The following is a 26,994-nucleotide window of genomic DNA, read 5'->3' as shown; positions in this document are numbered from 1 at the left end:
CCTCCCGCGCAGCGGGTTCGTTCTTCCACCCCATACTCGCCTTCTTCAAAGCGCTCTGATTATGCCGAACTGCCGCATGGCCGACAGCAGACGCAGCAGCCGCCGAACTCGGCCATGCGGCATAATCCATCTTACGGCATAATGGCCCATCTCGTGCAATGCCGTGCGGTGCCAGTTGATCGGCTCGTGGTAGGCTTGGGGCGGGGGGACCTGAACATAGTCGAGCGCGGGCGTGTAGAAGGCGCGGCTGCCGCCGATTCGAAAGTCGATCGCCGTGGCTTTGATCAGTGCATCGACCTGCGGCTCAATCATGTTAGGCGGAGGCGGTGGCGCGACGATTGCCACATCGTCGGGCAAACCCTCGCATTGGGCAGCGTTGAAGACGGTGTAACGCTTCAGGAACGGGATGGCGGCGACTTCCTCGCCGGTCTCGCGCGCGCGCTGCTTCTCGTCTTCCGGAACGAAGCGGTTGGCGAAGACGATTGTGGTGCCGCGCTCGCCCTTCATCACGTTGCCGCCGAGCGAAAGAGCCTGGCGGAAGGTCAGCCAACTCTGACATGGAAAGCCGTGTTCAATCACGGAGCCCCAGAGCAGGAGAATGTTGATGCCCGAATACTGCCGCCCGGTGGCGCCGTTCTTGGGCATGGCGAGCGGCGCCTTCGCGGCCGCGGTTCCCCAAGGTTGGACCCAGGGCACGCGGCCGTCCTCAAGCTCGGCGATGATCTTGTCGGTGATGTCGTCGTAAAGGCTCCTCCGGTCATTTCCGCAGCGAGCGACGCGATTGTTTCTTGCCATCGGGATGGTCTCCGCGACGGGCCTCGGGAGCCTCTCTCCCGATCCTCAACCCGTCACGGCCCATCCGGCCGCCCTCTCACTCTATAGGGGAGCGCATTCCTGCGGGATGACGACGGCAACTCAACCGGCTCAATAGTTAAGCGAGCACGGCCGCGCGGCCCATCGCGCCGTCCGGTGCGCGTCGAACTCCGGATCTATCTCCCGACACAGGCGGTCCCCCTCGTGGCGCACAATCGAGTCGATGCCAGCGATATGAAGGGCGGTGGCGAGTCCCTCGCAGTATTTGTCGACGAGCAAGGCCGCGAGGTCGGCAGTCTCGGCACCGCGGTCGACGTCGTTCTGCCTGGATTGCGCATAAGAGCGCAGGTCGGCCAGCACGGTGCGTTCGACCGCGTCAAGCAAATGCGGCCATATAGTTCCTGGCGGGAGGTCTTTCAGTATCTTCATTTGTAGGTCCTGGGTATGTCTTGGGACGGCCCGGCGTTGGACGGTTTGGTATCCATCCAAGCTCTGTAGCGCCGAGAGGCGCGTCGCGTCAGGGATCAAAGCCCGTCAGGGTGAAGACCCACGAAGCGGGGCTTCAGCGCCAGCCGCGAGCGCGGCCCGAAGGGAGACGCCCGGTCTCGAACTTCCTCGATTTTCAAGATAGACTTCGAGAATGTGCAACGCCTACGAGCAACACGTCAAATGGATTGAATACGTCAGGATGATGCAGGCGCTGGAATTGAACATTCCGACGCAGCAGACCGAACTCGACCTCCCGCAGGCTGACGACATCCGCATCAACCAGATGGGTCCGCTGATGCGGGCCGCCGCCAACGACAACGCGGTCGAGCTTACGCCGATGAATTTCGGGCTGCCGTCCGACCAGCCCAAGCGTGGCCCGGTCTTCAATTTTCGCTCCGAGAAACGCAGCTTCGCCGACTCCCGGCGTTGCCTCGTGCCGGCCTCCGGCTTCTTCGAGTTCACCGGCACGAAATATCCGAAGACCAAGCACCGCTTCACGCTCAACGGCGCGCCCTTCATGGCGATCGCCGCGATCTGGCGCGAGGCGCGCGGCAACCATCCCGCCTCCTTCGCCATGCTGACCACGGAGCCCGGCCCGGACGTGGCGCCCTACCACAATCGCCAGGTGGTGGTGCTGCGGCCGCAGGATTGGGCGGCGTGGATTTGGCTGACCCGGCCGGAGGCCGAGCTGCTGCGACCGCTCGATGCGGGATCGCTCGCCGTCGAGACGGTCAGGAAAGGCAGGGATGACGCGAGCGAGGCGACGGCGTGAAGCTGGGCGCGGACGACGTCGTATCGCGCCTTGCCGCCTTCACCGGCCATGACCTGACCAGAACGCTCGGAGCGATCGAATCCTCGGTCCGTGGGATCGGGGCGGAGGAGAGCGCGGCGTTCGTCGAGAATGCCGGCGCGGGGCGTGAGGTTCTGGCGGCCGCCGCCGAGATGAAGCGGCTTGCCGGTCAGATCAACGTGACCATCCACGCGCTCGGCATCCTGCTGTGCCTGCCGCATGTGCTGGAGCAAGGGGAGCGCGTCGAATATGTCTCGCTCGGCGCCGGCAATACCGGGCGGCGCTTCGATCTGGAGACCAACCTTCGCGTTGCCGAGTTCAAGTTCATCAGATGGCGCGGCGGACCGGAGGCGATCCGCCAGAACTCGATCTTCAAGGACTATTTCCAGCTTGCCGATCACGAGACGGACAAGCGGAAAAATCTCTATCTGCTCGGCACCGATCATGCGACGGCGTTCCTCAAGGGAGGGCGGGCACTGAACAGCGTGCTGAGCCGCAACGAGAAGGTCCGCGCGCTTTTCCGGGAGCGGTTTGGCGACAAATATCGCACGGTCGGGGACTACTATGCGGACCATGCCGGCACGGTGACGATCGAGGACGTGTCGCCGTGGCTGTCGGAGCTGGCGGAAGACCTCATCGAGGAGCCGGGTGCCGACGCTCTGGCGGAGGAGTGACCCCGGATCGCCGCGGCGATCATGGGCCAAGGTCATCGTTCGCTGTTTCCCAGATCCTTCTCGGCCAGTTCCCTGAAGGCGTCCGGCACGGATCGGGCGCGATCGAGCTGCGTTGCCGCATAGCCCACGGCGTCGCGGCCGAAGCGCTCGCGCACCGCGTCCATCGCGCGGTCGGCGCTCCAGCGGGCCGCGCCCTGCCGCGCGCCGGGCCGGCGCTTCTCGTCGGGCAGGCCGAGCGGCAGTTCGAGCTGGATCGCGGGCTGGTTGCCGAGATGGGAGACGGAGACGGCGAGCAGCGTGATGACGCGCTCGTTGCTGTGATCGGCGAGCGCGGCGCGGACCAGCTCTCCGGCGATCTCCGCCAGCATCGACGTCGCGGAGATCGGCGCGTCGAGCGTGGTCGAGCGCGTGACGGCGCGCATGTCGCCAAAGCGGACGCGGACCGTGACGGTGCGGCCTGCCAGGGACTTGGCGCGCAGGCGCGAGGCGACGCGATCCGCCAGATGCAGCAGGACCGGGGTAATGACCCCTGCGACCGCCGGTTTTCGGCCGAGCGCCGACTGCGCGCCCGCCGAGCGGGAGCGGCGCTGCGGCCGGATTTCTCGGGCGTCTCGGTTCCAGGCGAGCGCCGCGAGCTTCTCGCCGGCGGCGGGACCGAGCAGCCGGGTCAGGGAATGGCCCGGCGTGGTGGCGAGCTGGCCGATGGTGAGGATGCCCCGGTCCTTCAGCTTTGCCTCGGTGACGGGTCCGACGCCCCACATCACGCCGACCGGGAGGTCATGGAGGAAGTCCAACTCGGTCGCGGGATCGACCACGACGAGACCGTCAGGCTTGGCGACTTGGGAGGCGATCTTGGCGAGGTGCTTGGTGCGCGCCACGCCGACCGAGATGGGCAGGCCGAGTTCCTCGCGCACGCGCCGCCGGATGGTCGCGGCGATCTCCTGCGGCGAGCCGAACAGGTGGGTGCAGCCGGCAACGTCGGCGAATGCCTCGTCGATAGAGATGCGTTCGACCAGCGGCGTGTAGTCGCCAAGGATGGCGATAGCGGCATCGCCCAGGCGTTGATACTCGCTGAAGCTGCCCCTGACGAAGACGAGCTGGGGGCACAGCTTGCGCGCCTTCCGGCCGGACATGCCGCCATGCACGCCGAACTTCTTCGCCTCGTAAGAGGCAGCGAGCACCACGCCGCCGCCGACCGCGATGGCTTTGCCGTGCAGGTCAGGATTCAGCAATTGCTCCACGGATGCGTAGAAGGCGTCGAGATCGGCATGGAGGATGGTGGCCTGGCTCTCCATGTCGTCACCGGAAATCCCGCGTCCTGACCCTGATCTCGTCCTGCCCAGAACGCATCTCATCCAGATGGCGATAGGGATCGCCGATGTTGCGCGTAGCGGGGACCTTGGGTCGACCGCGCGGATCGGGCGCCGGGCTGCCATGATGAAACTCGTCGCCGCGCCCGTGCGGCAGGGGAAAGGCGCCGTCGCGGTGCCCGACCGATGAAAGCAGATCGGTGAGGTCGGTGAGGTGATGGGCGACCAGATGCACTACATCGCCCTCGCGCTGGATGCGTCCGCGCACGCCGAGCATGGCCGATCCCAGGACGACGCGCCGGTATTTCTCGAAGGTCTTGGTCCAGACCACAACGTTGGCGATCCCCGATTCGTCCTCGATGGTCGCGAAGAGGACACCCTTTGCCGAACCCGGCCGCTGGCGCACGAGGATGAGCCCTGCGGTCTCCAGCCAGCGTCCGTCCCGCGCGCCCATCGCCTCGGCGCAGGGCACGATGCGCCGCTTCCTCAGATCAGCGCGCAGAAAGGCGATCGGATGCCTGCGCAGCGACAGGCCGGTGTGCCCGTAATCCTCCACGACCTCGCGCCCATCCGTCATGGGCCGCAGCATGACGGCGGGCTCGGTGATCTCGGACAGCGTCTCGGCCTCGCGGTCGGCGGCGGCCGCGAACAGGGGCAGCGGCTCGTCGCGCAGCGGGCGGATCGCCCATAGCGCCTCGCGGCGGGCGAGGCCGAAGGCGGGCCGGAAGGCGTCGGCCTTGGCCAGGTCCCTGAGCGCGGCGGCCGGAACGCGGGCGCGCCGCCACAGATCGTCGATTGAGCCATAGGGCCGGTCCCCGCGCGCGGCCACGATGGCGGCGGCGTCGCGGTTGGCGAGGCCCTTGACCAGGCGCATGCCAAGGCGGACGGCGAAGCGGCCCTCATTCCCGGCCGGCTCCAGCGTGCAGTCCCAACGGGATCGGTTGATACAGACGGGCCGGATTTCGACGCTATGCTCGCGCGCGTCGCGCACGATCTGGGCGACGGCGTAGAATCCCATGGGCTGAGAATTGACCAAGGCGCAGCAAAACACGTCCGGATGCCAACATTTCAACCAAGCGCTGGCATAGGCCAGCAGGGCGAAGGAGGCGGCGTGGCTTTCGGGGAAGCCGTAGGAGCCGAACCCCTCCAATTGCCGGAAGGTGGCTTCGGCGAACGCCTCGTCATAGCCGTTGGCGACCATGCCCGCGACGAGCTTGTCGCGGAACTTCGAGACCCCGCCGGTGAACTTGAAGGTTGCCATGGAGCGCCGGAGCTGGTCGGCCTCGCCCGGCGTGAAGCCGGCACAGGTGATGGCGACCTGCATGGCTTGCTCCTGAAAGAGTGGCACCCCCAGGGTTTTTCCCAGCACCGCTTCCAGCTCGGGTTTGGGATAGTGGACGTCCTCGACGCCCTCCCTGCGTCTCAGATAGGGATGGACCATATCGCCCTGGATCGGGCCGGGGCGCACGATGGCGACCTGCACCACGAGATCGTAATAGGTGCGGGGTTTCAGGCGCGGCAGCATCGACATTTGCGCGCGGCTCTCGATTTGGAAGGTGCCCAATGTGTCCGCGCGCCGGATCATGGCGTAGGTCCGCGGATCTTCCGCAGGGATGGAGGCGAGATCGAGCTTGATGCCCTTATGGTCGCCGAGCAGGTCGAGCGCCTTGCGCATGCAGCTCAACATGCCGAGGCCGAGCACGTCGACCTTCATCATCTTGAGCGCCTCAATGTCGTCTTTATCCCATTCAACGACTTGGCGGTCCTCCATAGCCGCCGGCTCGATCGGCACGAGATCGTCGAGCCGATCGCGGGTCAGCACGAACCCGCCCGGATGCTGGCTGAGATGCCTCGGGGCGCCGATGAGCTGGCGCGCGAGATCGAGGGCGAGGCGCAGGCGGCGATCTTCAAGGTTCAAGTTGAGCGCGTCCACATGCTGGGGACCGGCCTCCTGCTCGGACCAGCCCCAGACCTGGCTGGAGAGCGTCTTGATGAGGTCTTCGGGCAAGCCCATCGCCTTGCCGACGTCCCAGAGCGCGGCTTTGGCCCGGTAGCGGATCACGGTCGCGCACAGCGCCGCCCGCTCCCGGCCGTAGGTGCGGTAGATCCACTGGATCACCTCTTCGCGCCGCTCATGCTCGAAATCGACGTCGATGTCGGGCGGCTCGTTGCGCTCGGCCGAGACGAACCGCTCGAAGAGCAATGAATTGCGGTCGGGATCGATGGCGGTGATGCCGAGCACGTAGCAGACTGCCGAATTGGCAGCCGAGCCGCGCCCCTGGCACAGGATACCCTCGCCGCGCGCGAAGCGGACGATGGAATGGACCGTCAGGAAATAGGGCGCGTAGTCGAGTTGCGCGATCAAGTCCAGCTCGTGCCGGATGGCGGCGCGCACGCTCTCGGGCAGGCCCTCGGGATAGCGAGTCTCCGCGCCCTCCCACGCCAGGCGCTCCAGGGTCTGTTGCGGGGTCAGGGTGGGATCGTCGCGCTCCTCGGGATATTGATAGACCAGATCGCCCGGCGAGAACCGGCAACGGCCGGCGATCAGAGTGGTGCGTGCCAGCGCCTCGGGATAGCGGGCGAACAGCCGGTGCATCTCCTCGGGGCTCTTGAGGAAACGGTCGGCGTGGCGCTCGCGCCGGAAGCCGAGCGCGTCGATCGTCGTGGTGTGCCGGATGGCGGTCACGACGTCCTGCAGAACGCGGCGGCCGGGCTCGTGGAACAGCACGTCATTGGTGACGACGGTGGCCACGCCCGCCCGCGCGGCGAGGCCAGCGAGCTGGTGCAGCCGCATTTGGTCGTTGGGCCGGCGGCGCAGGGTGAGCGCGAGATGGGCGTCCTCGCCGAACACCTCGCGCAGGCGGCGGAGCCTGAGCGCGCATGTCTCGTCCGCTTCGTCGGGGACGAGAATGGCGATCAGCCCCTCGGCGTAGCGCGCGAGGTCGGACCATTCGAGATGGCATTTCGCCTTACCCGCCCGTCCCTTGCCGAGTGTTAACAAGCGACACAATCGCGCCCAGGCGGCGCGGTCGGTCGGATAGACGAGCACCGCCATGCCGCAGGCGAGATCGAGCCGGCATCCCGCGACCAGCCGGACGCCGGTGGCCTTAGCCGCCTCCCAGGCGCGCACGATCCCCGCGACGGAATTGCGGTCCACGACGCCGAGCGCCTCGATCCCCTGCGTGGCGGCGGTGGCGAATAGCTCGTCGGCCGATGACGCTCCGCGCAGGAACGAGAAATGCGACGTGACCTGAAGCTCGGCGTAACGGGGCGCGGTCATCCGAAGATTCCGTGGATGAACCAGCGATGCGAGCCGGTGGCGGGGTCCTCGCCGTCGCCGGCCCGGTAGAGCCAGAAGCGTTCGCCCGCGTCGTCCTCGACCCGGAAATAGTCGCGCACCGCGATCATCTCGGCGTCGCGCTTCCACCATTCCCCGAACACGCGCTCCGGGCCATCGGCACGCGCCACGCGGCGGCGCACGCCCCGCCATGTGAAGGAGACGGGCGGATGGTCGGGCAACAGCGCGATGGTCTCGACCGGCTCGGGCCGGAGCAGGAGGCGCGCGGGGCGCGGCCAGGCATCGGGCCAGCCAGCTCCGGTGTCCGGGGACAGCGCGGGCACGCGGCAGACCGAGCGTTCGGGCACGTCGCTGGCAACCGGGGCGGCGCGATGGATGGCGCGCTCGCCGACCCTGTTGGCCAGGGTGTCTATGAGATCGGAGATGTCGGGTTCGGCCTCGTCGAGCAGCGTGGTCGCCGACTGGCGGGGCTTCAGCGGCTCGGCAAGGACGGCGCAGAGTGAAAGCCCCTCGATGCCGTAACCTGGGTCGAGGGTCTCGATCTTGTCGCACAAGAGGCGCGTCAATCGCTTGACGTCGCGCACCGGCCGGGCGGTTCCCACGCGCACGACCTGGGCGGTGTTGTCCACGCGCTGGCAGACGAGATCGAGACGGCGCGCGCCGAGGCCCTCCTGTTCGAGATTCGAGCACAGGGTCTCGACCAGCTTGCCGATATAGCGGGCGATGGTTTCCGCCGCCGAGATCGGCTCGGCGAAGACGCGCCGGGTCTCGATTAGCTCGGCGGGTCGGATGGGCTCGATCGGCTCGGCCGAACGGCCGAGTGCCTCGTCGAGTCTCCGGCCCGGCTCGGGACCGAAGCGCAGCACGAGCGGCGCGCGAGGCTGGGCGAGCAGATCGCTGACCGTCTCGAAGCCGAGGACGCGCAACTCGGCGGGCATTGCGCGCGGAAGCCGCAGCGCCTCAATCGGAAGCGGTGCGAGGACCGGCGCGCCGTGTCCGGGCTCGGTGATCACGGCCGCGCCGGAGGCGAAGCGGGCGAGCGCGTGGGCCGCGCCCCAGGTGTCGGCGACCGCCGCACGAGCGGCGACGCCAGACATGGCGAGTCGTCCTATGAGGGCGTCGAGCATGGCGGCCTCCCCGCCGAGCAGGTGATCGGACCCGGTGGAGTCGATGACGATGCCGTCAGGGGGATCGGAGGCGACGACGGGCGAGAACCGCTGGAGTATCCAGAGCGCCAGCCGCTCCAGCGCTTCGGCGTCGCCTTCGGGATCGGCGTCGCAGATCGCAAGGCCCGCGACGAGGGCCTGCGCTTTGGCGACCGGCATGCCGACGCGCAGGCCGAGACCATGGGCCGCCGCGTCCAGCGCCGTCACCACCCGTTTCGCTCCTTCCCGGCCCGCCAGGATCAGGGGCGCGTCAGCCGGCGGCGCGTCGGCGCCGGTCATTCGCCGGAGCCGGTCTGTCGGCCAGCTCGGCAGGTATAGCGAGACGACCCGTTTGTGCATTACACGCTTCCAACTCGAAATCAGCACTTTCCCCTGCGCGGGCGCGGATCAGTTCGACCAACCAGCGATGGCGGCCGACGCCGGGAACCGGCAGGGGCGTTGAGGGCAGCGCCGAAACCCGCCAGCGCGTCGCGGCGGCGGTAGGCTGCCCGAAATCCATGGAGTCGGCTTGTCGGCGCCAGCGTCTAACGGCGATACCGACGGTGCCGGTCCCTTCCGCTGCGAGCATCAGACGGCGTGACGCCTTCATCGAGAGATGCGCGACTTCTCCGACCACCGCGCCGAGCCCGCCATGGCGCAGCCCTTCCTCCATGCAGGCCAGCACTCCGGTCTGGTCGCGAGCCTCCAGAAAGTAAACCCGGTCGGGCTTGAGCCCCGCCTGATCGAGGGCCGGGGCGAAAATATCCGCCTGGGTAAGGCACCAGAGCACGCGGCCCCTGGTGCGCGCGGCGATTCCGGCGGCGAACAGCGCGGCGGCGGCGCCATCGGTGACGCCGTTCCCGCCGCCCGCAATCTCATGGAGCGCGCCGAGCGCCAGCCCGCCGCCGGGCAGGCGCGCATCGACCTCGGCGACCCCAAAGGGAAGCACCGATTGGACGCGCCGCCGCTGCCCCTCGATCTTTTCGATCCGAGCGCGCAATTCCGCGATGGCGGGCTGTGGCCGCACGTTTCTCGTTGACCTCCGGTTTTTCGACCTTCATCATGTTCGCTATTTGTTCTATCTTTCGGCCTCGGGAGTCAAGACGAGTCTTCCAAGGGTCATCTCGTCCCGTCTTCACGCTGCTGGGGTGGCGGAACGGACGCCTCCTCGAACCGGATCAAGCCGAGGTCAATGAGGATCTGGCGTCCGATAAAATGCAGCTTCACTTCGTCGGAATTGAGCGTGTCCCCCGTCACGCTGTTTTGCACGTCGCCGGCCAGTTCGAGCATCATGAGGATGTAACTGACGTGGAGCGCATAAAGGTTGAGGGTGATTTCATGGTGGTAGATCGGGAGCAGTGAAGGACCATTGTTCTCGCCGATTTCAATGATGACGAAGTTTTTGAGCAGGTTCGCGTGCGAGACATGGGCGCCGCCGCTCAGGTCGCCATAGATACGGCCCATGTCGCGAAGTACACCGATGGTCGCATGTGGTGTCTTTCCGTCCTTGCGACGGTCTGCGGTGAACTCCTCGACCGCTGCGATGATCTCGTGCTGTTGGCGCAGAAGGGTCGCGGCCTGGGGATACAACCCCTCAACGATCGCCGTTTCACAGAGGTCGATCCCCTGGACAAAATGGGCGATCAACGCCGCCTGTCCCTGCGCATCCTCGCGATCGGCGGGGATCGGCTTTCCGGCCATTCGGGAGAGGAAGTTGACCAGCGCGCTGACCGCGGATGCGTGCGCCTGCGTTATCAACTCCGATTCTTTTGAGCTTTTGAAGGCGTCGCGGTTTTGCTGGCGGTGCTTCAGTTGCAGCCCGCCATGTATAGCGACGGGGCCGAGCGTCTTTTCGCCGATATTCCCCATCCGACTCATCCAGTCTTCTCCGATGTCCCAATCACCCATGTGTTCTTTCGGTCCTCGCTGCCCTATTGCCCTTGAGGCGACTATGTTCCCGAAACGACAGTTTCGCAGACACTCACGCTTACCGGAAACCCTGCGTCTTCACCTTTACTGACTCGATGTGCAGGCCGCGTACATACATATCGCGGGTTCGCGGACCTTTGAGCGGCTGACCCCGTGGATCGGGCGTCGGCGAACTCTGATGGAATTCGTCGCCACGCCCGTGCGGCAGTGGGAACAGGGAAGCCTAATCGCCGACGCTGGCGAGATTTGCCGAGAGGTCGCTCAGGCGTGCGACGTGCTCGGCGCGAGAGATGGCAATGCGGCCGCTCAGCCCTGTTTGGGTAAGACGCCGATAGCGTCGGCAGCGTCGCTGCGCGGCGTCATGGTTATGTTGCGCGGGTCGATGATGAGCTTCACGTCGGCGACCCCAGCCTGATCTAAACCATATTCCTCAAGGTCCTCGACAATCGGGCGAACATCGAGAGCTTCAAACCGTGTTGAGCGATACCGCCATTCGAGATCGTTGGTCTCCTCGAAGAATACCTTTGCGCTGAAGCTGATGCTCGTATCGGCGAATGATATGCTGTTGAAGTAAAGACCCACCGGTGGCGGCGCATTCTCCTCGACGTCGAGGCTTTGGAACTCAAAGCGAGCCTCCGGGCGAGGGTTGAGCAGGATGTCCACGACCATACGTGCATCATTGGCCGCCCAGAACGCACCGAATTTGAAACGGGTAGTTGAGCGCAGGCCGGCGTTGGTGAGCAGGCGCAGCCAACCATCCACGAAGGTCGAGATGAGCGGCAACTCGTCGAGATATGGCCCGGTGAGCGGCTCATTGACGGGAAGGGTGATCGGGGGAATCCGGCTATTTCCAGAAATCGTTAGCGTGGATCGCTCGGTCGCCATGAGCGTGAGACCGCGCAGCAGCTCCGCCCACTCTTCGAGCGTGTATTCCATATCGTCGATGGAGCCAACGCTTTCGAACCTGAGCGCAGGAGGAGTGAGACGAATGATGAAGTCCTGGCTGCGGACGAGCAGTTCGGGTCCGTGCGGCTCGATGATCGGCGGCCCAATGAACATCTCTCCGTCGAACCGCGCCGCCTGTGCGAAGCCGTGGCCTCGGATCGCGATCTCGCATGGTCCGAGCGACGGCGGGGTCAGTCGGAGTTCCTCGATGTCGTCGAAGAGCGTGCCTTGATACGGCAGGCGAATGCCGAAGCGGCTGTCGTACACGCGCAGACGGTGCGGCTTCAGCGGCTCGAGGCCGAGCAGCAGGTTGGCGAAATGCTCCGGGCCGTCGAACTGGAGTAGCGCTTCGGCCTCGAACCGGCCGTTCTCATAGCCGAGCTTGTCGAGTTGTCGCTGCTTCTCGGCGGTATAGGTGCCTGGGTCTTCTCCGCAGACGGCCGATAAGGCCGCCAAGAGGCCGGCGGCGGTCGGCTCGAAGCGCTGTCCGACTTTCTCATAGTCGTAGCTGATGTCTGCATGATTGATGTCGTGCGCTTTTCGAGCCTCTGCCAATCGCAATCGCTTGAGCACGCGGGCGAGTTCGTTGCCGATCAGGTGAACGAGGTATGCCGACTGGATCTCACTGTCGGCACGCATCCGGAAGACGATGATTAGCGCGGGCCGAGGGTCCTTGGCGAGGCGATCAATGGCGGACAGGCTAAGTCGGATGCGGCTTCCGGTGCGACCGAGCGTCGACTTCAGTTGGACCCGGGCGGCGTTGGTCTGGCGCTGATCGAGCGGCAGCGACGATTGTCCGCCTGATCCCATCGGGAATTCCACGATGAAGTCCCAGCCCATGATGTCGACGGTGCTCTTGTTGCAGAAGAGCCCTGCGCGTTCGCAAAGAAGCTCGAACTGGCGCTCACCGATGCGACCGATCCGATCGGATTCCAGCTCGCGTTCTATGTCATGTCCTCCGTCGGCGGCGTTCGTGGTCATGTGCGCGCCGGCATATGGGCGGCATCGAGGCGGCGGTGGATGAGCGACACGATCGTCAACAGGTCTTCTGCATCTTCTTTGGACATCGCCCAGTGGATGCGCGCCTCATGCGCCGTGGGGTTGCGGAACATACCGAAGGTGCCGCGGACCAGGTTTGCGAACCCGCTTTGCTCACTCCGCTCGCTCGCGGTGGACAGCGGGTTGATCGCAAGCATCGGCAGACTGCCGGCCAAGGCCCGATCGACCAGCGTCGCACCGTCGTCAATGAGCCCTGTCCGCGTCCGCATCTTGTCGGCGACGCTTTTGACCGCTTCCTGCACCGCATGAAAATAGTTGTCGGCAAGAAGCTCCGCACGGCAGAATTTGAGGACGTCGGCATGCACGCCGCGCCCCTCAAGATCGGCGCGCAGATCGCGCGCGCGACGCTGGGCTTCGGGCAGGGTCTGGGCGGCGTCGGCCTTGCTCAGCTCGGCTGACTGGTTGACGACGAGGCCCGCGAATGCCAGCGCCTGGTTGAGGCGCGCCCGCATTGGTTCGTAGCGATGCGGCTCGCGGCTATATCGCGCCGGCTTCATCGCTAGTCGGATGAATTCGAGGATGTTGGTGCGGTTCTGCTTGGTGTTCTGACACTCGGCGAAGGCGTTAAAGAGGCGAACGCGCTTCGTGGCTGGTCCAGGGTCAGCGATCTTCGATGAGGCGAGAAGATGCTCGATCTCCGGCCCGGTCAGGCCTTCTGAGGTTTCGCCGAGCGCGCCTGCAATCGCTTCCAGTTGGTCTTGGGTGAAGAACGCCATCGGCAACTCACTGGCCGTTCGCGAGGCGGCGCAGGAATGTCCTGGCAGTCACCAGCACGACATGCAGCCGGAAGGTGGCGTGATCCTCGTCGGAAAGGCCTGGGTGCGACCCTTCCGTGTGCAGCATCTTGAAGAGGCCGTTGATGTAATTCTTGCCGTCCTGCGTCCACTCGTTGCGGGCCGTCGACAGGAAGCCGATTTCCGCAAGAAGCGCGCGCCGATTCTCCGAACTCGGTCGGGCCACGGCTTCCGCCGGCCTGACATTGCGCGCGATGTCGTCGAACAAGCTCTCGATGAAGGTTCGAAGCTGTCCGTTGCAAGCGGCCCAATCGCCGCGCGTATGCGCCTCGATTGCTTGGTCGAGGTGCCCGAGCGGGGTGGTAAAGCTGAAGTGCTTCAGAAGCTGATGAACCTCGTCGTCGGTCTCGGGAAGATGGATCTCGCTGGGAAGGGCGGCGCGGATCGACGCGCTGCGGCCATAGTCGTCCCATACCAGAACGTAGCCGTCACGGGCGAGACCGCGCGCGAACGCTGTTTGAAGCGACGTGGCCAAGTCCTGCTGGGCGAGCAGTGCTGCTTGGCGGATCACCGCTTCACCCAAGGTCATCGAGCCGTCGAGCGTGTCGAGGACATTATCCATGCGCTGCAGGACGATCCGTCCAAGAAGATCGCATTTTTTCGCGACGCTGAGGGAGGTGGTCGAGGGTATCTCGTCCTCAAGCCCGAGCCGCAGCACCATCTGGTTGAATTTGGCCTGGCTGTGGAGTTCGAGCAGTTCGATAGCGGCAAGCAGTGTCGGGCGGGTGAACGGTGCGGAACGCATGGACAGCCTACTCGAAGCGTAGGCCGAACAGGCCGCCCGTATCGGTCGCGTCGGTCAGCTTGGTGTCGATGACATGGGCTTGAACATCGAAACCTCGCTGGAAGCCTTCGCTCGGCAGCGCGTCGGAGTTCATCGTTACGATATACTGGAAGCCGGCCGCCTCGGCGCGCTCGGCCCCAAGCTGAAGCGCCTTCGCGACCTGACGTTCATCCACGCCGTCGAACAGATGGCTGTCGTGGATGAGAAAGCGCGGCCCGCGACCGTTCTTGATGCTGATTTCGGTCAACATGAGATCGAAGCAGAAGATCTGCATGTTGGTGATGCCCTTGCTCCTTTGCCCGTCGATGTGGACCTCGAACTGCGGCCCGCCGCCGGTCTCCGAGATGGTGAGGCTTCCAGCCTTTTCGTAGAGCGACTCTGACAGCGCCTCGAAGGCGAGGATGGCCTCGCGGATGACGTCGGCGCGTTCGTGAATGTCGTCGCGCAGCTCCTTCGTCAGGTTGGCCCGTTCGATGTCGAGTTCCGCCTTGGTGCTTTCGATGCGCTCGGCGATTTCGAGCCGCTGGCGCAGGCCCTCGACTTCGGCTTCGGCTCTGCCGGCTTCCTCCCGAAGGCTGGTGTAATGTTCGAGCGCGCCACCCGAGCGCAGAACGCCCATAATTTGTCGGCGGCGCCGATCGCGGTCGGCGACCCGCTGGTCGCGCTCGGTCATGCGCGTTTCGGCCGAGGCGATTTCGGCGTTCAGATGCGCACGGCGGTTTTCAATGATGGTCAGATGGAAGCGCTCGACCTCGTCGAAGCGTCGGCGAACCATATCCGGTAGCACGACGCCTGCCTCGGCGTAGAGTTTGGTGACGTCTGCAAGGTCGGGCGCGTCCTCCTCGCCGAGCGAGGCGCGAAGTTGCTGCAGCAGGTCACCATCGACGACGTTTTCGATGTTGAGCGCGTCGATCTCGCGCGTGATCTCGTTCGCCTCGCGCTCGAGAGCCTTGTATTCCGGCACGACCTCAAAATTCTCGAGTTGAGCCCGCAACCGCCCGGTGCGGGCTTCCGCGATCGTCAGACGTGTCCGCAGGTCGGCCGCTTTGCCGAAGAAGCGGCCGAGATCGCCGCTGCGCGCCGCCTTGCGAAGCTCCTGGGCGACCTTCTCCTGGCCGCGCAGTTCTTGAAAGCGGCCCGGAATCGTCCAGTCGAGGCCGAGCAGATAGCAGATGGAAACCTGCTGATCCCAAGCCTGCTGCATGGTCGAATGCTGCATAGGCTGCTGGAACCCGCCGCTGAGCTGACGCCGGACGAAGTAGGAAAAGAGCGACCGGAACGAGGGTTGAAACCGCTCGGCTTCGTCGCCCGCCGAGATCGGCAGGCCGAACCAGAGATGGCCAAGATTAGCCTTCCAGTTCTCGTTCGACAGTTCGAACAGCCCGGCTCGCTGGTCGAACTGCGGCGGGATGGGCCAGTTCTCTACCGCACCATTGACGAAGATCCGGCTAGGCTTCGCGCCGCTGCGCGCCGCGGAGATGGCCTCGCCGGCGATGTCGACGGCGACATCAAATGTCCACTGCGACAGCGCGTCGGAACGGAAGATGCTTTCCTTGCGGGCGTCAGCGCCGAACAGGAAATGGACAAGCTCGATGAAGCTCGTCTTCCCAGCGCCGTTGCGGGACTGGCGATCGTTTGCGCCCTCGCTCTTGTCGGCGAGCAGGATGTTGAGGCCGGGTCCGAAGGTCAGGGTCTTGAAGGACGAGAGGTCACTACCGAAGCGGCGGATCATGACTGAACCCTCCGCACCAGGCCGCGCTCGAATTCCAGCGCACCTATCACATAGAGGAGATCCAGCGACAAGACGAACCATTGATAGTCGATCGGCGCGTTCGGGGCATGCAAGGAGCGCCGGCCGCGCACCTCGTCCCAGAGCCGCGACATCGTCATCGGCCGCTTCAGGATATCGAGCACCTCCGCGCCGACGCCGATCAGCGCGCGATCCGGACGGACGTGTTTGGTCGGAAGGATCATAGTGCCTCCAGCGAGGAGGCGACCGGATCTTCGAAAATGTCGCAGCTATCAAAGAAATAGGCGAGGACCGCGAGGGCTGCGCCTTGACGCTTGGGTTCGCCGTTGAACCCGGCATAGTCCTGTAGGTGCTTGAAAATCACGTCGGCGGGCAGGTCGAGCGCCTTCAGCTCGGCGTAGCGCGTGCGGAAGGCCTCGGCGATGCGTTCGCCGAGATCCGGTCGCGGGCTCTTGCGGAAGAATGTGTCGACCAGACTGGACTTGCGCCGGCCAATCCGCAGGAAGAGCCCGGTTTCCTCGGATAGCGCATTCTTTTCGAGCTTTTCGAGCGACGGCGGTGTCAGCGGCGGATTGGCCGGGCTGTCCTGGCGCTGCAGCGCGTCGATAATCGGCATGAGATCGGACAGCACCAACCGATCTACGATGGCGATCGAGGCCGCAAGGCCGAACAGGGCCTGTAGCGCGGAGAGATCGAGGCCCATCGCGAGAGCATGAAGCTCAGGTTCGGACCAAGTCGATATCTGAATCGCGGGGTGTGATTTGCGCAGGCCGTCCAAATGCTGAACCGCGTTTGGCGGGAGGCCGCGGCTGTCGTTATGGACGAAAATCCATTCCTGCATGTCGTCGCCCCAGTGGGCGCGCGCGCCGTGGAAATCCTCATCGATCTTGGCGATGAGGTCGGCCTCTTTCACGGCGTCCGGGGCATAGCACTGGAACACCGCGCCGCTGCTGATCCGGCGACCGTCGCATTTCAGATCGCCATAGGGACCGTAGGGCCGGACCTCTTCGAAGTCTGCGCCGAAAGCGTGGCCGGCCATGCGCACAAACCAGTCCTGAAAGGCAGTGCCCTTCTGGGTATGGAAGGCCAGGCGAAATCGGTCGACATAGATCGACCTTTGCAGCTCATCCATGACGCCGCCTTGGCGACGACGTGCCGCTCTTGCGTTGTGCGGGTGCTTTGCCGGCGATCGTGGGTGCCGAGTCGCCAAGATGATGGATGCGGAGCGCCGGTCGCTTCGGCAGCCTTACGGTCAATTCAAGTTCCCCCCCGACAGCTTCGACATAGCTGCGAAGTGTCGAGAGGTACATGTCGGTTTGCCGTTCGATTTGGGAGATCGAAGGCTGCTTTATGTTCAAGGCCGACGCTATGTCAGCCTGAGCCTTGCCCGCAATCTGACGAAGCTCACGAAGGCCCTCGACTTCCTGCTTTATTTCTTGATAACGAGCGTCGATCGCTGGCTGCTCTTCGGCAGGAAGGGAGTCGATGATGTCACTCAGGCTCCGACCCATCTCATTTGCCCCTTCTTTGCAGACTTCAGGCTTTCCAGATGCTCTGAAATGCGTAGATCCGCTTTTGCGATCAGCGTCTTATAGAATCGCTTCTCATTGACGCCCGATTTGTCCCCCGCCACGAGTACGAAAGCCTTCCGCTTGCGATCGTAGGCGACGGCGGCACGCCAGTCGTTATCGCCGCTCTCGAACCTTAGTACCTTCATATTGGCGTGTTTCGTTCTTTTGAGCGTATCGGCGTGAGACCGGGCCAAGCTGTGCCCGTAATCGGACAGCAGCCTTGTGGCCGCGATCAACGTGACGCTCAAAAGTCAGAGCCTTAGCCTAGAGGCAGTGCGGAATTCGACCTAGCGTTCCATATAGGTTACAACCTATATCTGGTCAATGGGAAGGACCTAGGGCGGTTCCGGCGATGCCGTCGTGGAGCGGCGGCAGCTCTTCGCCCAAGCGTCTAGATCGTTGACCGCGTAACGGACCCACTTGCCGAACTTATGATAGGCGGGACCGCCTCCGAGCGAACGGTAGCACTCCAATGTATGTGCTTCGAGGGCAAGGTAGCGCGCCGCCGCCTCAGTATCCACAAAACGAATTGGTCCGGCATCGTCGACGAACTTGGCCCGCTTAAGGACGTCCGGCGCCGGCCAACGACGGTCCGGCTTTGCTCGATCAGACATGGCCGGCCTCAGTCGCCTCGGCGCGCTTCGAACCCGGCGGAACGGAACGGTTTTCGCCGCTGCGGTGGCGGTAGGGTCGATAGTTGCCGAGACGCGTGCGCGAGGTATAGGCGCCATCTTCGAAGCCTAGGGGCTTCTCATCGGGGGCGACGGCAGGTTCTGCGAGTTCGGCAACCGGAGCGACACAAGGCAACTCCTGCGTCGTCAATGGAACGGGCGCCGAAGGCTGAACACCTCCGACGAGGGACATACGCCGCTGCGTAACAGCTTCCGCAGCCGCTCTTACCGGGTCATCCTCGGTATGGACGTACTTCATGAACATGGTGACCGTCTTGTGCGCCGTGAGGGCCATACCGACTTTCACCGGAATACCCGAGTTGGCGATATCGGTGGCGGATCGATGACGAATGCCGTGGGTGCCGATGTGTGGCAGCCCAGCGCGCTGAAGGATGCGCCGCCAGCCCTGGTAGTATGTGTGCTTCGACATCGGCAGGTTAGGGTCGAAGACAGACGGACACACGAAAGGCGACTCTTCAAGCCGAGGCGCGGTCTCGAAGAGCCGGAACGCCTCGGCGCTCATCGGCTTGGACATTTCCCCGGTCTTGCTGTCCGGCCAGACGACGCGCCGGTTCTGAGAGTCCACCCAGGCCCATTCGAGCTTGAGGATTTCGGACATGCGCGCGGCGAACTCGAACTGCAAACGGATGGCGAGAATGATGAAGGGGTGCTCCAGACCCTCGGCTTCCGAGCGGTCGAGATACTCGTAGAGATTGCGCAACTCGGCATCGGTTATGAGGCGTGTCCTGCCGCGCTCGGGATATTTAGGGACATGCCGGCAGGGGTTGGAGCCGTCAGGTCGCAGTCCCCATACTTCGGCCATGTTGAACATCTTGCGCAGCGCCGCCAGCACACGATTGGCGTTGGTCGGGCTCTTGGCCATCTTTTTCATCAAGGCCGAGATGTCGGCGCGTGTCACATCGGGCACCTTGAGGTTCCCAAGGACTGGAATGATGTAGCGCTTTCCGTAGCCTCTGTTCGATTCGACGGTGGACGGCTTGTTGTGCTTCTCGGAGTATTCCTCGATGAACCGCGCGAACAGCTCCTTGACTGTTGGGGCCTGACGAGCGGCCACTCGCTCCGAGCTGGGATCGACGCCGCGCCGAACCTCAGCGAGCCAGTCCTGCGCAATGCGTCGCGCCTGCTCAACGGTAACCTCGCCATAGCGTCCAATCGCGGGTTTCCTGCGCTGACCGTTGTGAGCGACGTAGGCGAGCATGAAAATCTTGCGACCAGCGGGCGTGACCTTTAATAGAAAGCCAGGTGTGGTCGTATCCCGGAGATCGTAATCGCGATCTTTAGGGGTCGCGGCGTCTACGGCAGTCTTGGTGAGTTTGATTTTGGGCATGTCCTAACCTCCGTTGAGGTCAGCTTTCAGGTGCGAAGTAGGTGCATTCAGAAAGCCAACCGTGGCGAATATCCGGTTAGGTATGAGCAACCCGTCAGGCCAGAATGTCCATACGGGACAAGCGCTTATCGGGAAAACGGATACCCCCGGATACATAAAGGATAGGGGATACCCGCTCTCTCAAAATCGAGTTCCGCAAGGAGTGCTGGTTCGAGCCCGGCCAGGGGCACCACGCTTCGCCTCCGGCTAGGTGTGGCGCAGCCGCGCGGAGGCGGACAAGGAAAGATGCGGCATGGGCCTGGATAGCTTGCTGTGCTGAGGCGGCGTGACAGCTACGAGGCTTTGTGCCGCGGGTTCTCCTGGAACATCCCCACGCGATTCAATATCGGCAGCGCCGTCTCCGATGACTGGGCGATGCGCGCGCCGGATCGTGTCGCGCTGTTCGACTACCGGCAGGAGGGCGAGGCCGCGAGCCTCACCTATGGGGAACTCGCCGAACGATCCAGTGCTTTTGCCAGCGCCTTGAAAGCCCGGGGGGTTGGACGCGGCGACCGCGTCGCGCTTCTGCTGCCGCAATGTTTCGAGACCGTGATCGCGCATGTCGCGATCTACAAGCTCGGCGCGATCGCCGTGCCGCTGGCGCTGCTCTTCGGCGTGGAGGCGCTGGAATACCGTCTCCATGCAGCCGGGGTGAAGGCACTCGTGACCAACGCGCAGGGGCTCGGCAAGGTGGCCGGCTTGACGGGACGCCTGCCGATGCTCGATCTGCTGGTCTCGATCGATGGCGACGAGGGGGCGGGCGTGGATTTCCACCGCCTCATCGCCGATGCGGACCCGCGCTTTGAAGTCGAGGAGACGGGTCCGGACGACCCTGCAATGATGATCTTCACCTCGGGCACGACCGGGCCTCCGAAAGGTGCGCTGCACGGTCATCGCGTTCTTCTGGGGCACATACCCGGCGTCCAGTTGCCGCACGAGTTCCTGCCGCAGCCGGGTGACCTTCTATGGACGCCTGCCGACTGGGCATGGGCTGGGGGACTGCTCAACGTCCTCCTTCCGGGGCTCTATCTCGGTGTACCGGTGGTTGCCGGACGGTTCGACCGGTTCGAGCCGGAACTGGCGCTCGGGCTGATGGAGAAGATGCGCGTGCGCAACGCCTTCATCCCGCCCACCGCGCTGCGTATGCTCAAGACCCAGACGGAGATTTCGAAACGATGGAAGCTTCCGCTGCGAACCATCGGTTCCGGCGGGGAATCGCTCGGTCGCGAGACCTATGACTGGGCGAAGGCCGAACTTGGGCTCACCATCAACGAGTTCTACGGGCAGACCGAATGCAATCTCGTGCTCGCCTCCTGCGCGGCCATCGGCGTCTCGCGGGGCGGGGCCATCGGCCGCGAGGTGCCTGGGCACAGTGTGGCGATCATCGACGAGGAGGGCCGGCGGGTCCCGGCGGGGCAAGCTGGCCAGATCGCGGTCCGCAAGCCGGACCCGGTCATGTTCCTGGAATACTGGCAGAACCCCGAGGCCACGCAGAAGAAGTTCGTCGGCGACTGGATGACCACGGGCGACCAGGGCATCCAGGACGAGGATGGGTATGTGCACTTCTTCGGCCGCGACGACGACGTCATCACCTCCTCGGGTTACCGCATCGGACCCGGCGAGATCGAGGATTGCCTGTCCGGCCATCCCGCCATCGCGCTGGCGGCAGCGGTGGGCAAGCCAGATCCTGTGCGCACGGAGATCGTGAAGGCCTATGTGGTGCTGAACGAGGGCTACGAGCCGGGACCGGAGATGGCAGACGAGATCAGCCTGTGGGTACGCGAGCGCCTGTCCGCCCACGAATATCCGCGCGAGGTCGCCTTTGTCGATTCCATGCCGCTGACGACGACAGGCAAGGTGATCCGGCGCATTTTCCGCGACAGGGCGCGCCGAGAGGCTGCGCGCTAGCGGCGTCGCGTCAGGGTGCGGACGCGCTCGCGGACCTGCCGCAGCACATTGCGCGTCTCGCGATAGAGGTGCAGCTGCTGGCCCACCTGCCGGGTCGCTCTTTCGGCGGCCGGGGTCAGGCCCAGCACCATGGTGCCGATCGGCCGCGTCTCCCCCCACAGCCGCCCGACAAGCGGGTGGTTGGGTGCCGCGCAGGAATCCGTCATCTCGATATTCGGGTCTTCCAGATGGGTCTTGGTGACCTCGATCATCAGAAGCGCGCCGGGCGAGAAGGCCGACAGCGTCTCGTCGAAGGCCGTCTTCCACGTGTAGGCGATGCCCGCCTCGACGAACACGACGAGGCTCGCGATCACGCGGCCGTTGAGACGCAAGGCGTGGATGCGGCACATGTCGAGTTCCGCCAGCCTGTCGATCGCTTCGCGCGCGAAGGCCGCCCGGAAACGATCGACGGCCATGGCGGTACGCTCGCGCCCCTTCCACCCGGAAGCTTCCAGCGATAGGAAGGCCTCCGTGGCGGCGCGGATGTCCTCGGGTGTACGTGCCACCTCGTAGCTGAGTTCGCCCTGTTCCTGCAGTCGCCGCAGGAGCCGGCGGAACTCGCCCCGACGGTGCGAGTTCAAGGTCGCACGCATGTAGCCTTCCCCGTCGAGCTGGCTGATCACGTGAGACCGTTCATATTCGTTGGTCACGGTGAGAGGCAGGTTGTTCGAGGTCGCAACGAGGCGGAGGATGCCCGCGAAGGCGCCATCGAGCCGGATCTCGGGAAACACGAACACGCGCGGCAGCTTCAGATGCGGCCGCGACAGCATCGCCAGGAAATCCTCCAGGACCGCGGAGGGGTCGTCGCGATCGAGGAGCGGCGTGCCGAGGGGGCCGTAGATGTTGGACCACGTCCGCATCACGGGCACGCCGAGCGGCAGCGACGAACGCTCGAGCGTGAAAGGGACCAGCAGCCGGAGACGCGAGCGCAGATCGTCTCCATCTCGCATGACGGCCAGACGGACTTCCTTGTCCTCGAGGCGTGGCATGGCCGGCGCCAGGAAGCGCGGGTTGAAAAAGACGTTTGGCTCGATCGTGCGCGCCGCGAGATGGTCGAGCTCTTCCACCATTTCGAAGCCCGCGGAGGCGGGATAGATCGCGAGGCTGCGGACCGGCCGGCGGGCCTCCATGGCCTCGGTGAGCTGAGGAGGCGTTTCGAGACGCTCGAAGCCGGCCAGATGACCGATCATCACGCCGGAGCGCGATGCGCTCGTTTCCTCGATCAGCGGGATAGCAGCCATCACGCCGCCTCTTCGGGAGCCGGCTGAGGCGCCAGGATGAACATCAGGATGCCGAGGCGACGCCAGATGAAATAGGCAAGCAGCGCGGCCTCGATGCAGATGGCCAGCGCAGTGGCCAGCGCCACGCCCCACAGTCCCAGCACAGGGATGAGAAGCGCCGTGAGAGCGACATTGCAGGCGAGGGTCATGCCGTAGATCGCCGCGCAGACATTCTGGTGGCCGCTCATGGTCAGGAGGCTTTCGGCCGGCCCCACCGCGGCGCGGATGACGACGCCCGCGACCAGCGGAAAAAGCAGCGGATAGCCTGCCACGAATGCTTCGCCGAACAGCATGAGCATGGGCTGGCCGAGCAAGAGCACGATGCCGCCCATCATCAAAGAGGGCCAGAAGGTCCAGGAGACCGTGTCGCGGGCAAAGGCGGCAAGGCGCGCATGATCGCCGCCATGGGCGTATTGCGCGTAGCGCTGCGCGGCCCCCGCCTTGACGGCGAAATAGACGAAGTGGACGAGAGCCAGCGTCTTGACGGTCGCGAAATAGACCGCGACGTCCTCCGGGCGCATGAAGTAGCCGACGAGCAGCACGTCGGCATTCGTGAGAAGAAAGAAGAACCCTTCGACGAGGAAGATCGGCAGGGAGACGACGATCCATTGTCCGAGATGGACCTGTCGTGGACCCGGCTGCAGGATCCGCTCGGCACGAGCCGTGGTCGCCAGGACCTGGTAGAAGGCCGTCGACAGGGTCGCGACGATGGTCGCGACGATAGCCGTCACTGCGCTCGCCTCGAAGCCCGCGATCAGGGCTCCCGCCATGAAGACCAGGATCAGCAACGGGCGCAGGATGTAGATCGGCATCAGTGCGAGATTGCCCCAATTGTGGGCGCGCGCCGTTCCCTCGGCTACCTCGGACATGGCGATCATGGGCAGGCAGATCAGGCCGAGATAGAAGGGAATGACGTAGTAGTTCTCCATGAACCCGGAAAGCAGCGTCACGCCGGCCACGCCGATGGCGGCGATCGCGCTCGAGGCCAGGAGCACGAAGACGCGGCTCGTCAGGAGCAGGCCGCGCAGTTCCGCCAGGCGCCCGGTCTCGCGGTATTCGGGAATGAAGCGGATGATCGAGGACTGGAAGCCGAGGCAGGAGAGGCTTCCCAGGATGATCACCGTCGTCCAGACGAGCACGAAGATGCCGTATTCGAAACTGCCCATCCAGCGCGCCAGGAGAACCTGGCTCGCAAAGGCGATGGCGGCGCTGGCGATGCGGATGAAGAAGGCGAGCAGGGAAAGTCGGCCCGCCTCCGCACGGTCGTCGCTCGTGGTGAGAATGGCGTCGATGCGCTCTGCAAATGGCAAGGCCAGCCGGGCGAGCCACCCGGGCAGAAGTCCCTCAGCCGTTTTCGCCGCGGAAAACCGCACGTCGAACTCCGTCGCTTGCGCCAATCCCTCCTTGCCTAGCGGGGAGTCTTTAAGAAACGGTGTGGGTGGGCGGTCGGCCGCGTCTCCAGGTGCCTGCCGCAAGGCGACGGCAGCCGGGCGAGGCGGCCCTCAAAAGGAAAATGCCCGCTCGAGGCGGGCATCTTGCGATCCTTCGGATCAGGCGAAAGCACCGTGGCAGTGCTTGTATTTCTTGCCGGAGCCGCAGGGACACTCCTCGTTGCGCCCGACCTTGCCCCATGTCGAGGGATCCGCGGGGTTGCGTGCTTCTGGAGCCACGCGCGCTTCGGGCCGGGCAAGCGTCATGGTGTCGCCATCCGCCATCTCGTTCTCGCCGGTGGTGGCATCGATATGCCGGGCCTGGATCCGCTGCGGTTCCTGCGGTGGCGGCGCGTCGGCAGCCTGGCGCACCAGTTCCACCCGCATCAGCTGCGAGGTGACGACCTGCCTCAGATTGACAAGCATGGCCTGGAATAGCTCGAAGGCTTCGGTCTTGTATTCGTTCAGCGGATCGCGCTGGGCGTAGCCGCGGAAACCGACCACCGAGCGAAGGTGGTCGAGATTGACCAGATGCTCCCGCCACAGGGAGTCGAGCGCCTGCAGCACGATCGACTTCTCGACATAGGTCATGATGTCCTGGCCGAAACGCTCGGCGCGGTCGGCAGCCGCCTGCTCGGCGGCCTTGTGGAGCCGCTCCATGATGCCTTCCTCGTCGATCCCCTCTTCCTGCGCCCATTCCTCGACCGGAAGGTCGAGATTGAGATATTCGAGCACGTCCGCGCGCAGGCCTTCCATGTCCCACTGTTCGGCATAGGCCTTTTCGGGGATGCGGCGGGCGACCATGTCTTCCACGACGTCCTCCCGCATCTCGGCGACGGTCTGGGAGATGTTCTCTCCTTCCATCAGCTGAATGCGCTGATCGAAAACGACCTTGCGCTGGTCGTTCATGACGTCGTCATATTTCAGCAGGTTCTTGCGGATGTCGAAATTGCGCGCCTCGACCTTCTTCTGGGCCTTCTCCAGTGCCTTGTTGATCCAGGGATGGACGATCGCCTCGCCTTCCTGGAGACCGAGCTTCTGGAGCATGCCGTCCATGCGGTCGGAGCCGAAGATGCGCATGAGGTCGTCCTGCAGCGACAGGAAGAACTTCGAGCGCCCCGGATCGCCCTGGCGGCCCGAACGGCCGCGCAACTGGTTGTCGATGCGCCGGCTTTCATGGCGTTCGGTGGCCAGAACATAGAGCCCGCCAGCGGCCTTGGCCTTTTCCTTGAGTTTCTGGACCTCCTCGCGGATGGCCTTTTCCTTGGCCTGGCGGTCGGGGCCTTCCGGCATGTCGCCCAGTTCTTCCTGGATGCGCATGTCGGGGTTGCCGCCAAGCTGGATATCGGTGCCGCGACCGGCCATGTTGGTGGCGATCGTGATCGCGCCGGGCTTGCCCGCCTGCGACACGATGAAGGCCTCGCGCTCGTGGTGGCGGGCGTTCAGTACCTCGAAATCCTGGATGCCATCCTTGCGCAGGCGTTCGGCAAGAAGCTCGGACTTCTCGATCGAGGTGGTGCCGACCAGGATGGGCTGCCCCTTTTCGCGCGCCGCCTTGATCTCCGTCACGATGGCCGCGAATTTCTCTTCCACCGTCCGATAGACCTCGTCGTCCTCGTCGATACGCGAGACGGGGAGATTGGTCGGAATTTCCGACACCAGAAGACCGTAAATGTTGGCGAATTCCTCCGCTTCCGTGTTGGCCGTGCCGGTCATGCCGGCCAGCTTCTTGTACATGCGGAAGTAGTTCTGGAAGGTGATCGAGGCGAGCGTCTGGTTCTCGGGGTGGATGGTTACCTGCTCCTTGGCCTCGAGTGCCTGATGCAGGCCCTCGGAGAAGCGGCGGCCGGGCATCATGCGGCCGGTGAACTCGTCGATGATGACGACCTCTCCGTTGCGCACGATGTAGTCCTTGTCGCGTTGGAACAGGCGGTGGGCCTTCAGCGCGTTGTTCAGGTGGTGCACGATGGTGACGTTTTCGATGTCGTAGAGCGAATTGCCCTTCAGCATGCCTGCGTCGCGCAGGAGCGTTTCCATCTTTTCCGTGCCCTCTTCGGTGAAGGTCGCGGTGCGCTGCTTCTCGTCGATCTCGTAGTCGCTCTCTTCGAGGGAGGGGATGAACTTGTCGATCGCGATGTAGAGGTCGGAGCGGTCCTCGAGCGGTCCCGAGATGATCAGCGGCGTGCGGGCCTCGTCGACCAGGATGGAGTCGACCTCGTCGACGATCGCATAGGCATGGCCGCGCTGAACCATCTGGGCGCGCTCATATTTCATGTTGTCGCGCAGATAGTCGAAACCGAGCTCGTTGTTGGTGGCGTAGGTGACGTCGCAGGCATAGGCCGCCTTGCGATCCTCGTCAGAGAGACCGTGGACGATGATGCCGGTGGTCAGGCCGAGAAAGCCATAGAGCTTGCCCATCCATTCGGCGTCGCGGCGGGCCAGGTAGTCGTTCACGGTAACGACGTGAACGCCCTTGCCGGCGAGCGCATTGAGATAGACCGGCAATGTGGCGACCAGTGTCTTGCCCTCGCCGGTTTTCATCTCCGAGATGCCGCCTTCGTGAAGGACCATGCCGCCGATCAGCTGCACGTCGAAGGGTCGCAGCCCAAGGGCGCGACGCGAAGCCTCGCGCACCGTGGCGAAAGCCGGGACGAGAAGGTCATCGACGGATGTGCCCTCCGCGACCTGCTGGCGGAACATGTCGGTGCGGGCTCGAAGCTCGTCATCCGTCAGGGCCTGCAACTCGGGCTCGAGCGCGTTGATCGCGTCGACCTTCGGTCGCAATGCCTTGATTTGCCTGTCGTTGGAGGAGCCGAAGATCTTGCGGGCGATAGCGCCAAGGCTGACCATCAATGGTCCTTTCAGTGTGCTTCTTCCTATAGGAGCATCCGGAAGTTCATATTCGGCTGCCCAAGTTCCTTCGTCGGG

The 26,994-nt window shown here is 64.5% G+C and carries 21 protein-coding genes and 1 pseudogene; 3 read left to right on the top strand and 19 right to left on the bottom strand.

Annotated elements, in window-relative coordinates; translation table 11 throughout:
• Positions 1–141: 141 nt before the first annotated feature.
• Positions 142–795, bottom strand: a pseudogene (locus tag GRZ55_RS18275) (ArdC family protein); the annotation flags it as partial.
• A 129-nt stretch (positions 796–924) separates the two neighbouring features.
• Positions 925–1,242, bottom strand: coding sequence for a hypothetical protein (locus tag GRZ55_RS18270; RefSeq protein WP_169288390.1), 318 nt, complete (start codon positions 1,240–1,242; stop codon positions 925–927).
• 211 nt (positions 1,243–1,453) lie between these two features.
• Between GRZ55_RS18270 and GRZ55_RS18265 the strand changes: the two genes are divergently transcribed.
• Positions 1,454–2,074 carry an SOS response-associated peptidase gene (locus GRZ55_RS18265; RefSeq protein WP_169288389.1) on the top strand — a complete coding sequence of 207 codons (621 nt, stop codon included), beginning with the start codon at positions 1,454–1,456 and terminating at the stop codon, positions 2,072–2,074.
• Positions 2,071–2,766 (top strand): hypothetical protein, encoded by a 696-nt coding sequence (locus tag GRZ55_RS18260; protein WP_368856641.1) that lies wholly within the window; start codon positions 2,071–2,073, stop codon positions 2,764–2,766. The genes GRZ55_RS18265 and GRZ55_RS18260 overlap by 4 nt, the downstream gene beginning before the upstream one ends.
• Before the next feature lie 32 nt (positions 2,767–2,798).
• On the opposite strand, the gene dinB is transcribed toward GRZ55_RS18260, so the two are convergent.
• From dinB to GRZ55_RS18190, 14 genes are all read right to left on the bottom strand, one after another.
• Entirely contained in the window at positions 2,799–4,061 is a 1,263-nt protein-coding gene (dinB, locus tag GRZ55_RS18255) for a DNA polymerase IV (RefSeq protein WP_169288388.1), read from the bottom strand.
• A gap of 4 nt (positions 4,062–4,065) precedes the next feature.
• Positions 4,066–7,356, bottom strand: coding sequence for an error-prone DNA polymerase (locus GRZ55_RS18250; RefSeq protein WP_169288387.1), 3,291 nt, complete (start codon positions 7,354–7,356; stop codon positions 4,066–4,068).
• On the bottom strand, positions 7,353–8,819 hold the full coding sequence (locus tag GRZ55_RS18245) for a DNA polymerase Y family protein (RefSeq protein ID WP_210257409.1): 1,467 nt from the start codon (positions 8,817–8,819) through the stop codon (positions 7,353–7,355). Before GRZ55_RS18245 ends, GRZ55_RS18250 begins: the two co-directional genes overlap by 4 nt.
• Positions 8,791–9,546 (bottom strand): damage-inducible protein, encoded by a 756-nt coding sequence (locus GRZ55_RS18240; RefSeq protein ID WP_169288385.1) that lies wholly within the window; start codon positions 9,544–9,546, stop codon positions 8,791–8,793. Before GRZ55_RS18240 ends, GRZ55_RS18245 begins: the two co-directional genes overlap by 29 nt.
• Before the next feature lie 92 nt (positions 9,547–9,638).
• On the bottom strand, positions 9,639–10,427 hold the full coding sequence (locus tag GRZ55_RS18235; protein WP_246734857.1) for a hypothetical protein: 789 nt from the start codon (positions 10,425–10,427) through the stop codon (positions 9,639–9,641).
• Positions 10,428–10,754: 327 nt separating this feature from the next.
• Positions 10,755–12,374, bottom strand: coding sequence for a hypothetical protein (locus tag GRZ55_RS18230; protein WP_169288384.1), 1,620 nt, complete (start codon positions 12,372–12,374; stop codon positions 10,755–10,757).
• Positions 12,371–13,168, bottom strand: a complete 798-nt coding sequence (locus tag GRZ55_RS18225) for a TIGR02391 family protein (RefSeq protein WP_169288383.1) — start codon at positions 13,166–13,168, stop codon at positions 12,371–12,373. The genes GRZ55_RS18230 and GRZ55_RS18225 overlap by 4 nt, the downstream gene beginning before the upstream one ends.
• Before the next feature lie 7 nt (positions 13,169–13,175).
• Positions 13,176–13,991: a hypothetical protein gene (locus GRZ55_RS18220; protein WP_169288382.1), complete on the bottom strand. Its 816-nt coding sequence runs from the start codon at positions 13,989–13,991 to the stop codon at positions 13,176–13,178.
• Between the two features lie 7 nt (positions 13,992–13,998).
• On the bottom strand, positions 13,999–15,762 hold the full coding sequence (locus GRZ55_RS18215) for an ABC-three component system protein (protein WP_169288381.1): 1,764 nt from the start codon (positions 15,760–15,762) through the stop codon (positions 13,999–14,001).
• Positions 15,759–16,004: an ABC-three component system middle component 6 gene (locus tag GRZ55_RS18210; RefSeq protein ID WP_169288380.1), complete on the bottom strand. Its 246-nt coding sequence runs from the start codon at positions 16,002–16,004 to the stop codon at positions 15,759–15,761. Before GRZ55_RS18210 ends, GRZ55_RS18215 begins: the two co-directional genes overlap by 4 nt.
• Positions 16,001–16,819 (bottom strand): ABC-three component system protein, encoded by an 819-nt coding sequence (locus GRZ55_RS18205; protein ID WP_246734856.1) that lies wholly within the window; start codon positions 16,817–16,819, stop codon positions 16,001–16,003. The genes GRZ55_RS18210 and GRZ55_RS18205 overlap by 4 nt, the downstream gene beginning before the upstream one ends.
• Before the next feature lie 85 nt (positions 16,820–16,904).
• Complete coding sequence (locus tag GRZ55_RS18200) at positions 16,905–17,291, bottom strand: XRE family transcriptional regulator (RefSeq protein WP_169288378.1); 387 nt, start codon at positions 17,289–17,291, stop codon at positions 16,905–16,907.
• Positions 17,276–17,587 carry a type II toxin-antitoxin system RelE/ParE family toxin gene (locus GRZ55_RS18195; RefSeq protein ID WP_246734855.1) on the bottom strand — a complete coding sequence of 104 codons (312 nt, stop codon included), beginning with the start codon at positions 17,585–17,587 and terminating at the stop codon, positions 17,276–17,278. Before GRZ55_RS18195 ends, GRZ55_RS18200 begins: the two co-directional genes overlap by 16 nt.
• A 370-nt stretch (positions 17,588–17,957) precedes the next feature.
• Positions 17,958–19,370, bottom strand: a complete 1,413-nt coding sequence (locus GRZ55_RS18190; RefSeq protein WP_169288376.1) for a site-specific integrase — start codon at positions 19,368–19,370, stop codon at positions 17,958–17,960.
• 312 nt (positions 19,371–19,682) lie between these two features.
• On the opposite strand from GRZ55_RS18190, the gene GRZ55_RS18185 reads away from it, so the two are divergent.
• The gene (locus GRZ55_RS18185; RefSeq protein WP_169288375.1) at positions 19,683–21,317 is read left to right on the top strand and encodes an AMP-binding protein; all 1,635 of its coding nucleotides are present in this window, start codon (positions 19,683–19,685) and stop codon (positions 21,315–21,317) included.
• On the opposite strand, the gene GRZ55_RS18180 is transcribed toward GRZ55_RS18185, so the two are convergent.
• The 3 genes from GRZ55_RS18180 to secA all read right to left on the bottom strand — a co-directional run bounded on the left by GRZ55_RS18180 (position 21,314) and on the right by secA (position 26,916).
• The gene (locus GRZ55_RS18180) at positions 21,314–22,597 is read right to left on the bottom strand and encodes a GNAT family N-acetyltransferase (protein ID WP_169288374.1); all 1,284 of its coding nucleotides are present in this window, start codon (positions 22,595–22,597) and stop codon (positions 21,314–21,316) included. The two genes, GRZ55_RS18185 and GRZ55_RS18180, sit on opposite strands and share 4 nt — an antisense overlap.
• Positions 22,597–24,009: a lipopolysaccharide biosynthesis protein gene (locus GRZ55_RS18175; protein WP_169288398.1), complete on the bottom strand. Its 1,413-nt coding sequence runs from the start codon at positions 24,007–24,009 to the stop codon at positions 22,597–22,599. Before GRZ55_RS18175 ends, GRZ55_RS18180 begins: the two co-directional genes overlap by 1 nt.
• Positions 24,010–24,186: 177 nt before the next feature.
• Positions 24,187–26,916, bottom strand: a complete 2,730-nt coding sequence (gene secA / locus GRZ55_RS18170; RefSeq protein ID WP_169288373.1) for a preprotein translocase subunit SecA — start codon at positions 26,914–26,916, stop codon at positions 24,187–24,189.
• Positions 26,917–26,994: the final 78 nt, after the last annotated feature.

Source organism: Chelativorans sp. ZYF759, assembly GCF_012911015.1.
In the GTDB taxonomy this organism is placed as follows: Bacteria; Pseudomonadota; Alphaproteobacteria; order Rhizobiales; family Rhizobiaceae; genus ZYF759.
Note: the sequence above shows the minus strand (reverse complement) of the source record. Positions and strands in the feature narration are given on the sequence as shown.

Bases quoted from the DNA above. Each gene is read 5' to 3' on its own strand.
- GRZ55_RS18215 (WP_169288381.1), bottom strand. From the start codon at position 15,762: ATGATCCGCCGCTTCGGTAGTGACCTCTCGTCCTTCAAGACCCTGACC.
- GRZ55_RS18210 (WP_169288380.1), bottom strand. From the start codon at position 16,004: ATGATCCTTCCGACCAAACACGTCCGTCCGGATCGCGCGCTGATCGGC.
- GRZ55_RS18220 (WP_169288382.1), bottom strand. From the start codon at position 13,991: ATGCGTTCCGCACCGTTCACCCGCCCGACACTGCTTGCCGCTATCGAA.
- GRZ55_RS18230 (WP_169288384.1), bottom strand. From the start codon at position 12,374: ATGACCACGAACGCCGCCGACGGAGGACATGACATAGAACGCGAGCTG.
- secA (WP_169288373.1), bottom strand. From the start codon at position 26,916: ATGGTCAGCCTTGGCGCTATCGCCCGCAAGATCTTCGGCTCCTCCAAC.
- GRZ55_RS18250 (WP_169288387.1), bottom strand. From the start codon at position 7,356: ATGACCGCGCCCCGTTACGCCGAGCTTCAGGTCACGTCGCATTTCTCG.
- GRZ55_RS18235 (WP_246734857.1), bottom strand. From the start codon at position 10,427: ATGGGTGATTGGGACATCGGAGAAGACTGGATGAGTCGGATGGGGAAT.
- GRZ55_RS18265 (WP_169288389.1), top strand. From the start codon at position 1,454: ATGTGCAACGCCTACGAGCAACACGTCAAATGGATTGAATACGTCAGG.
- GRZ55_RS18200 (WP_169288378.1), bottom strand. From the start codon at position 17,291: ATGGGTCGGAGCCTGAGTGACATCATCGACTCCCTTCCTGCCGAAGAG.
- GRZ55_RS18225 (WP_169288383.1), bottom strand. From the start codon at position 13,168: ATGGCGTTCTTCACCCAAGACCAACTGGAAGCGATTGCAGGCGCGCTC.
- GRZ55_RS18245 (WP_210257409.1), bottom strand. From the start codon at position 8,819: ATGACCGGCGCCGACGCGCCGCCGGCTGACGCGCCCCTGATCCTGGCG.
- GRZ55_RS18205 (WP_246734856.1), bottom strand. From the start codon at position 16,819: ATGGCCGGCCACGCTTTCGGCGCAGACTTCGAAGAGGTCCGGCCCTAC.
- dinB (WP_169288388.1), bottom strand. From the start codon at position 4,061: ATGGAGAGCCAGGCCACCATCCTCCATGCCGATCTCGACGCCTTCTAC.
- GRZ55_RS18270 (WP_169288390.1), bottom strand. From the start codon at position 1,242: ATGAAGATACTGAAAGACCTCCCGCCAGGAACTATATGGCCGCATTTG.
- GRZ55_RS18190 (WP_169288376.1), bottom strand. From the start codon at position 19,370: ATGCCCAAAATCAAACTCACCAAGACTGCCGTAGACGCCGCGACCCCT.
- GRZ55_RS18180 (WP_169288374.1), bottom strand. From the start codon at position 22,597: ATGGCTGCTATCCCGCTGATCGAGGAAACGAGCGCATCGCGCTCCGGC.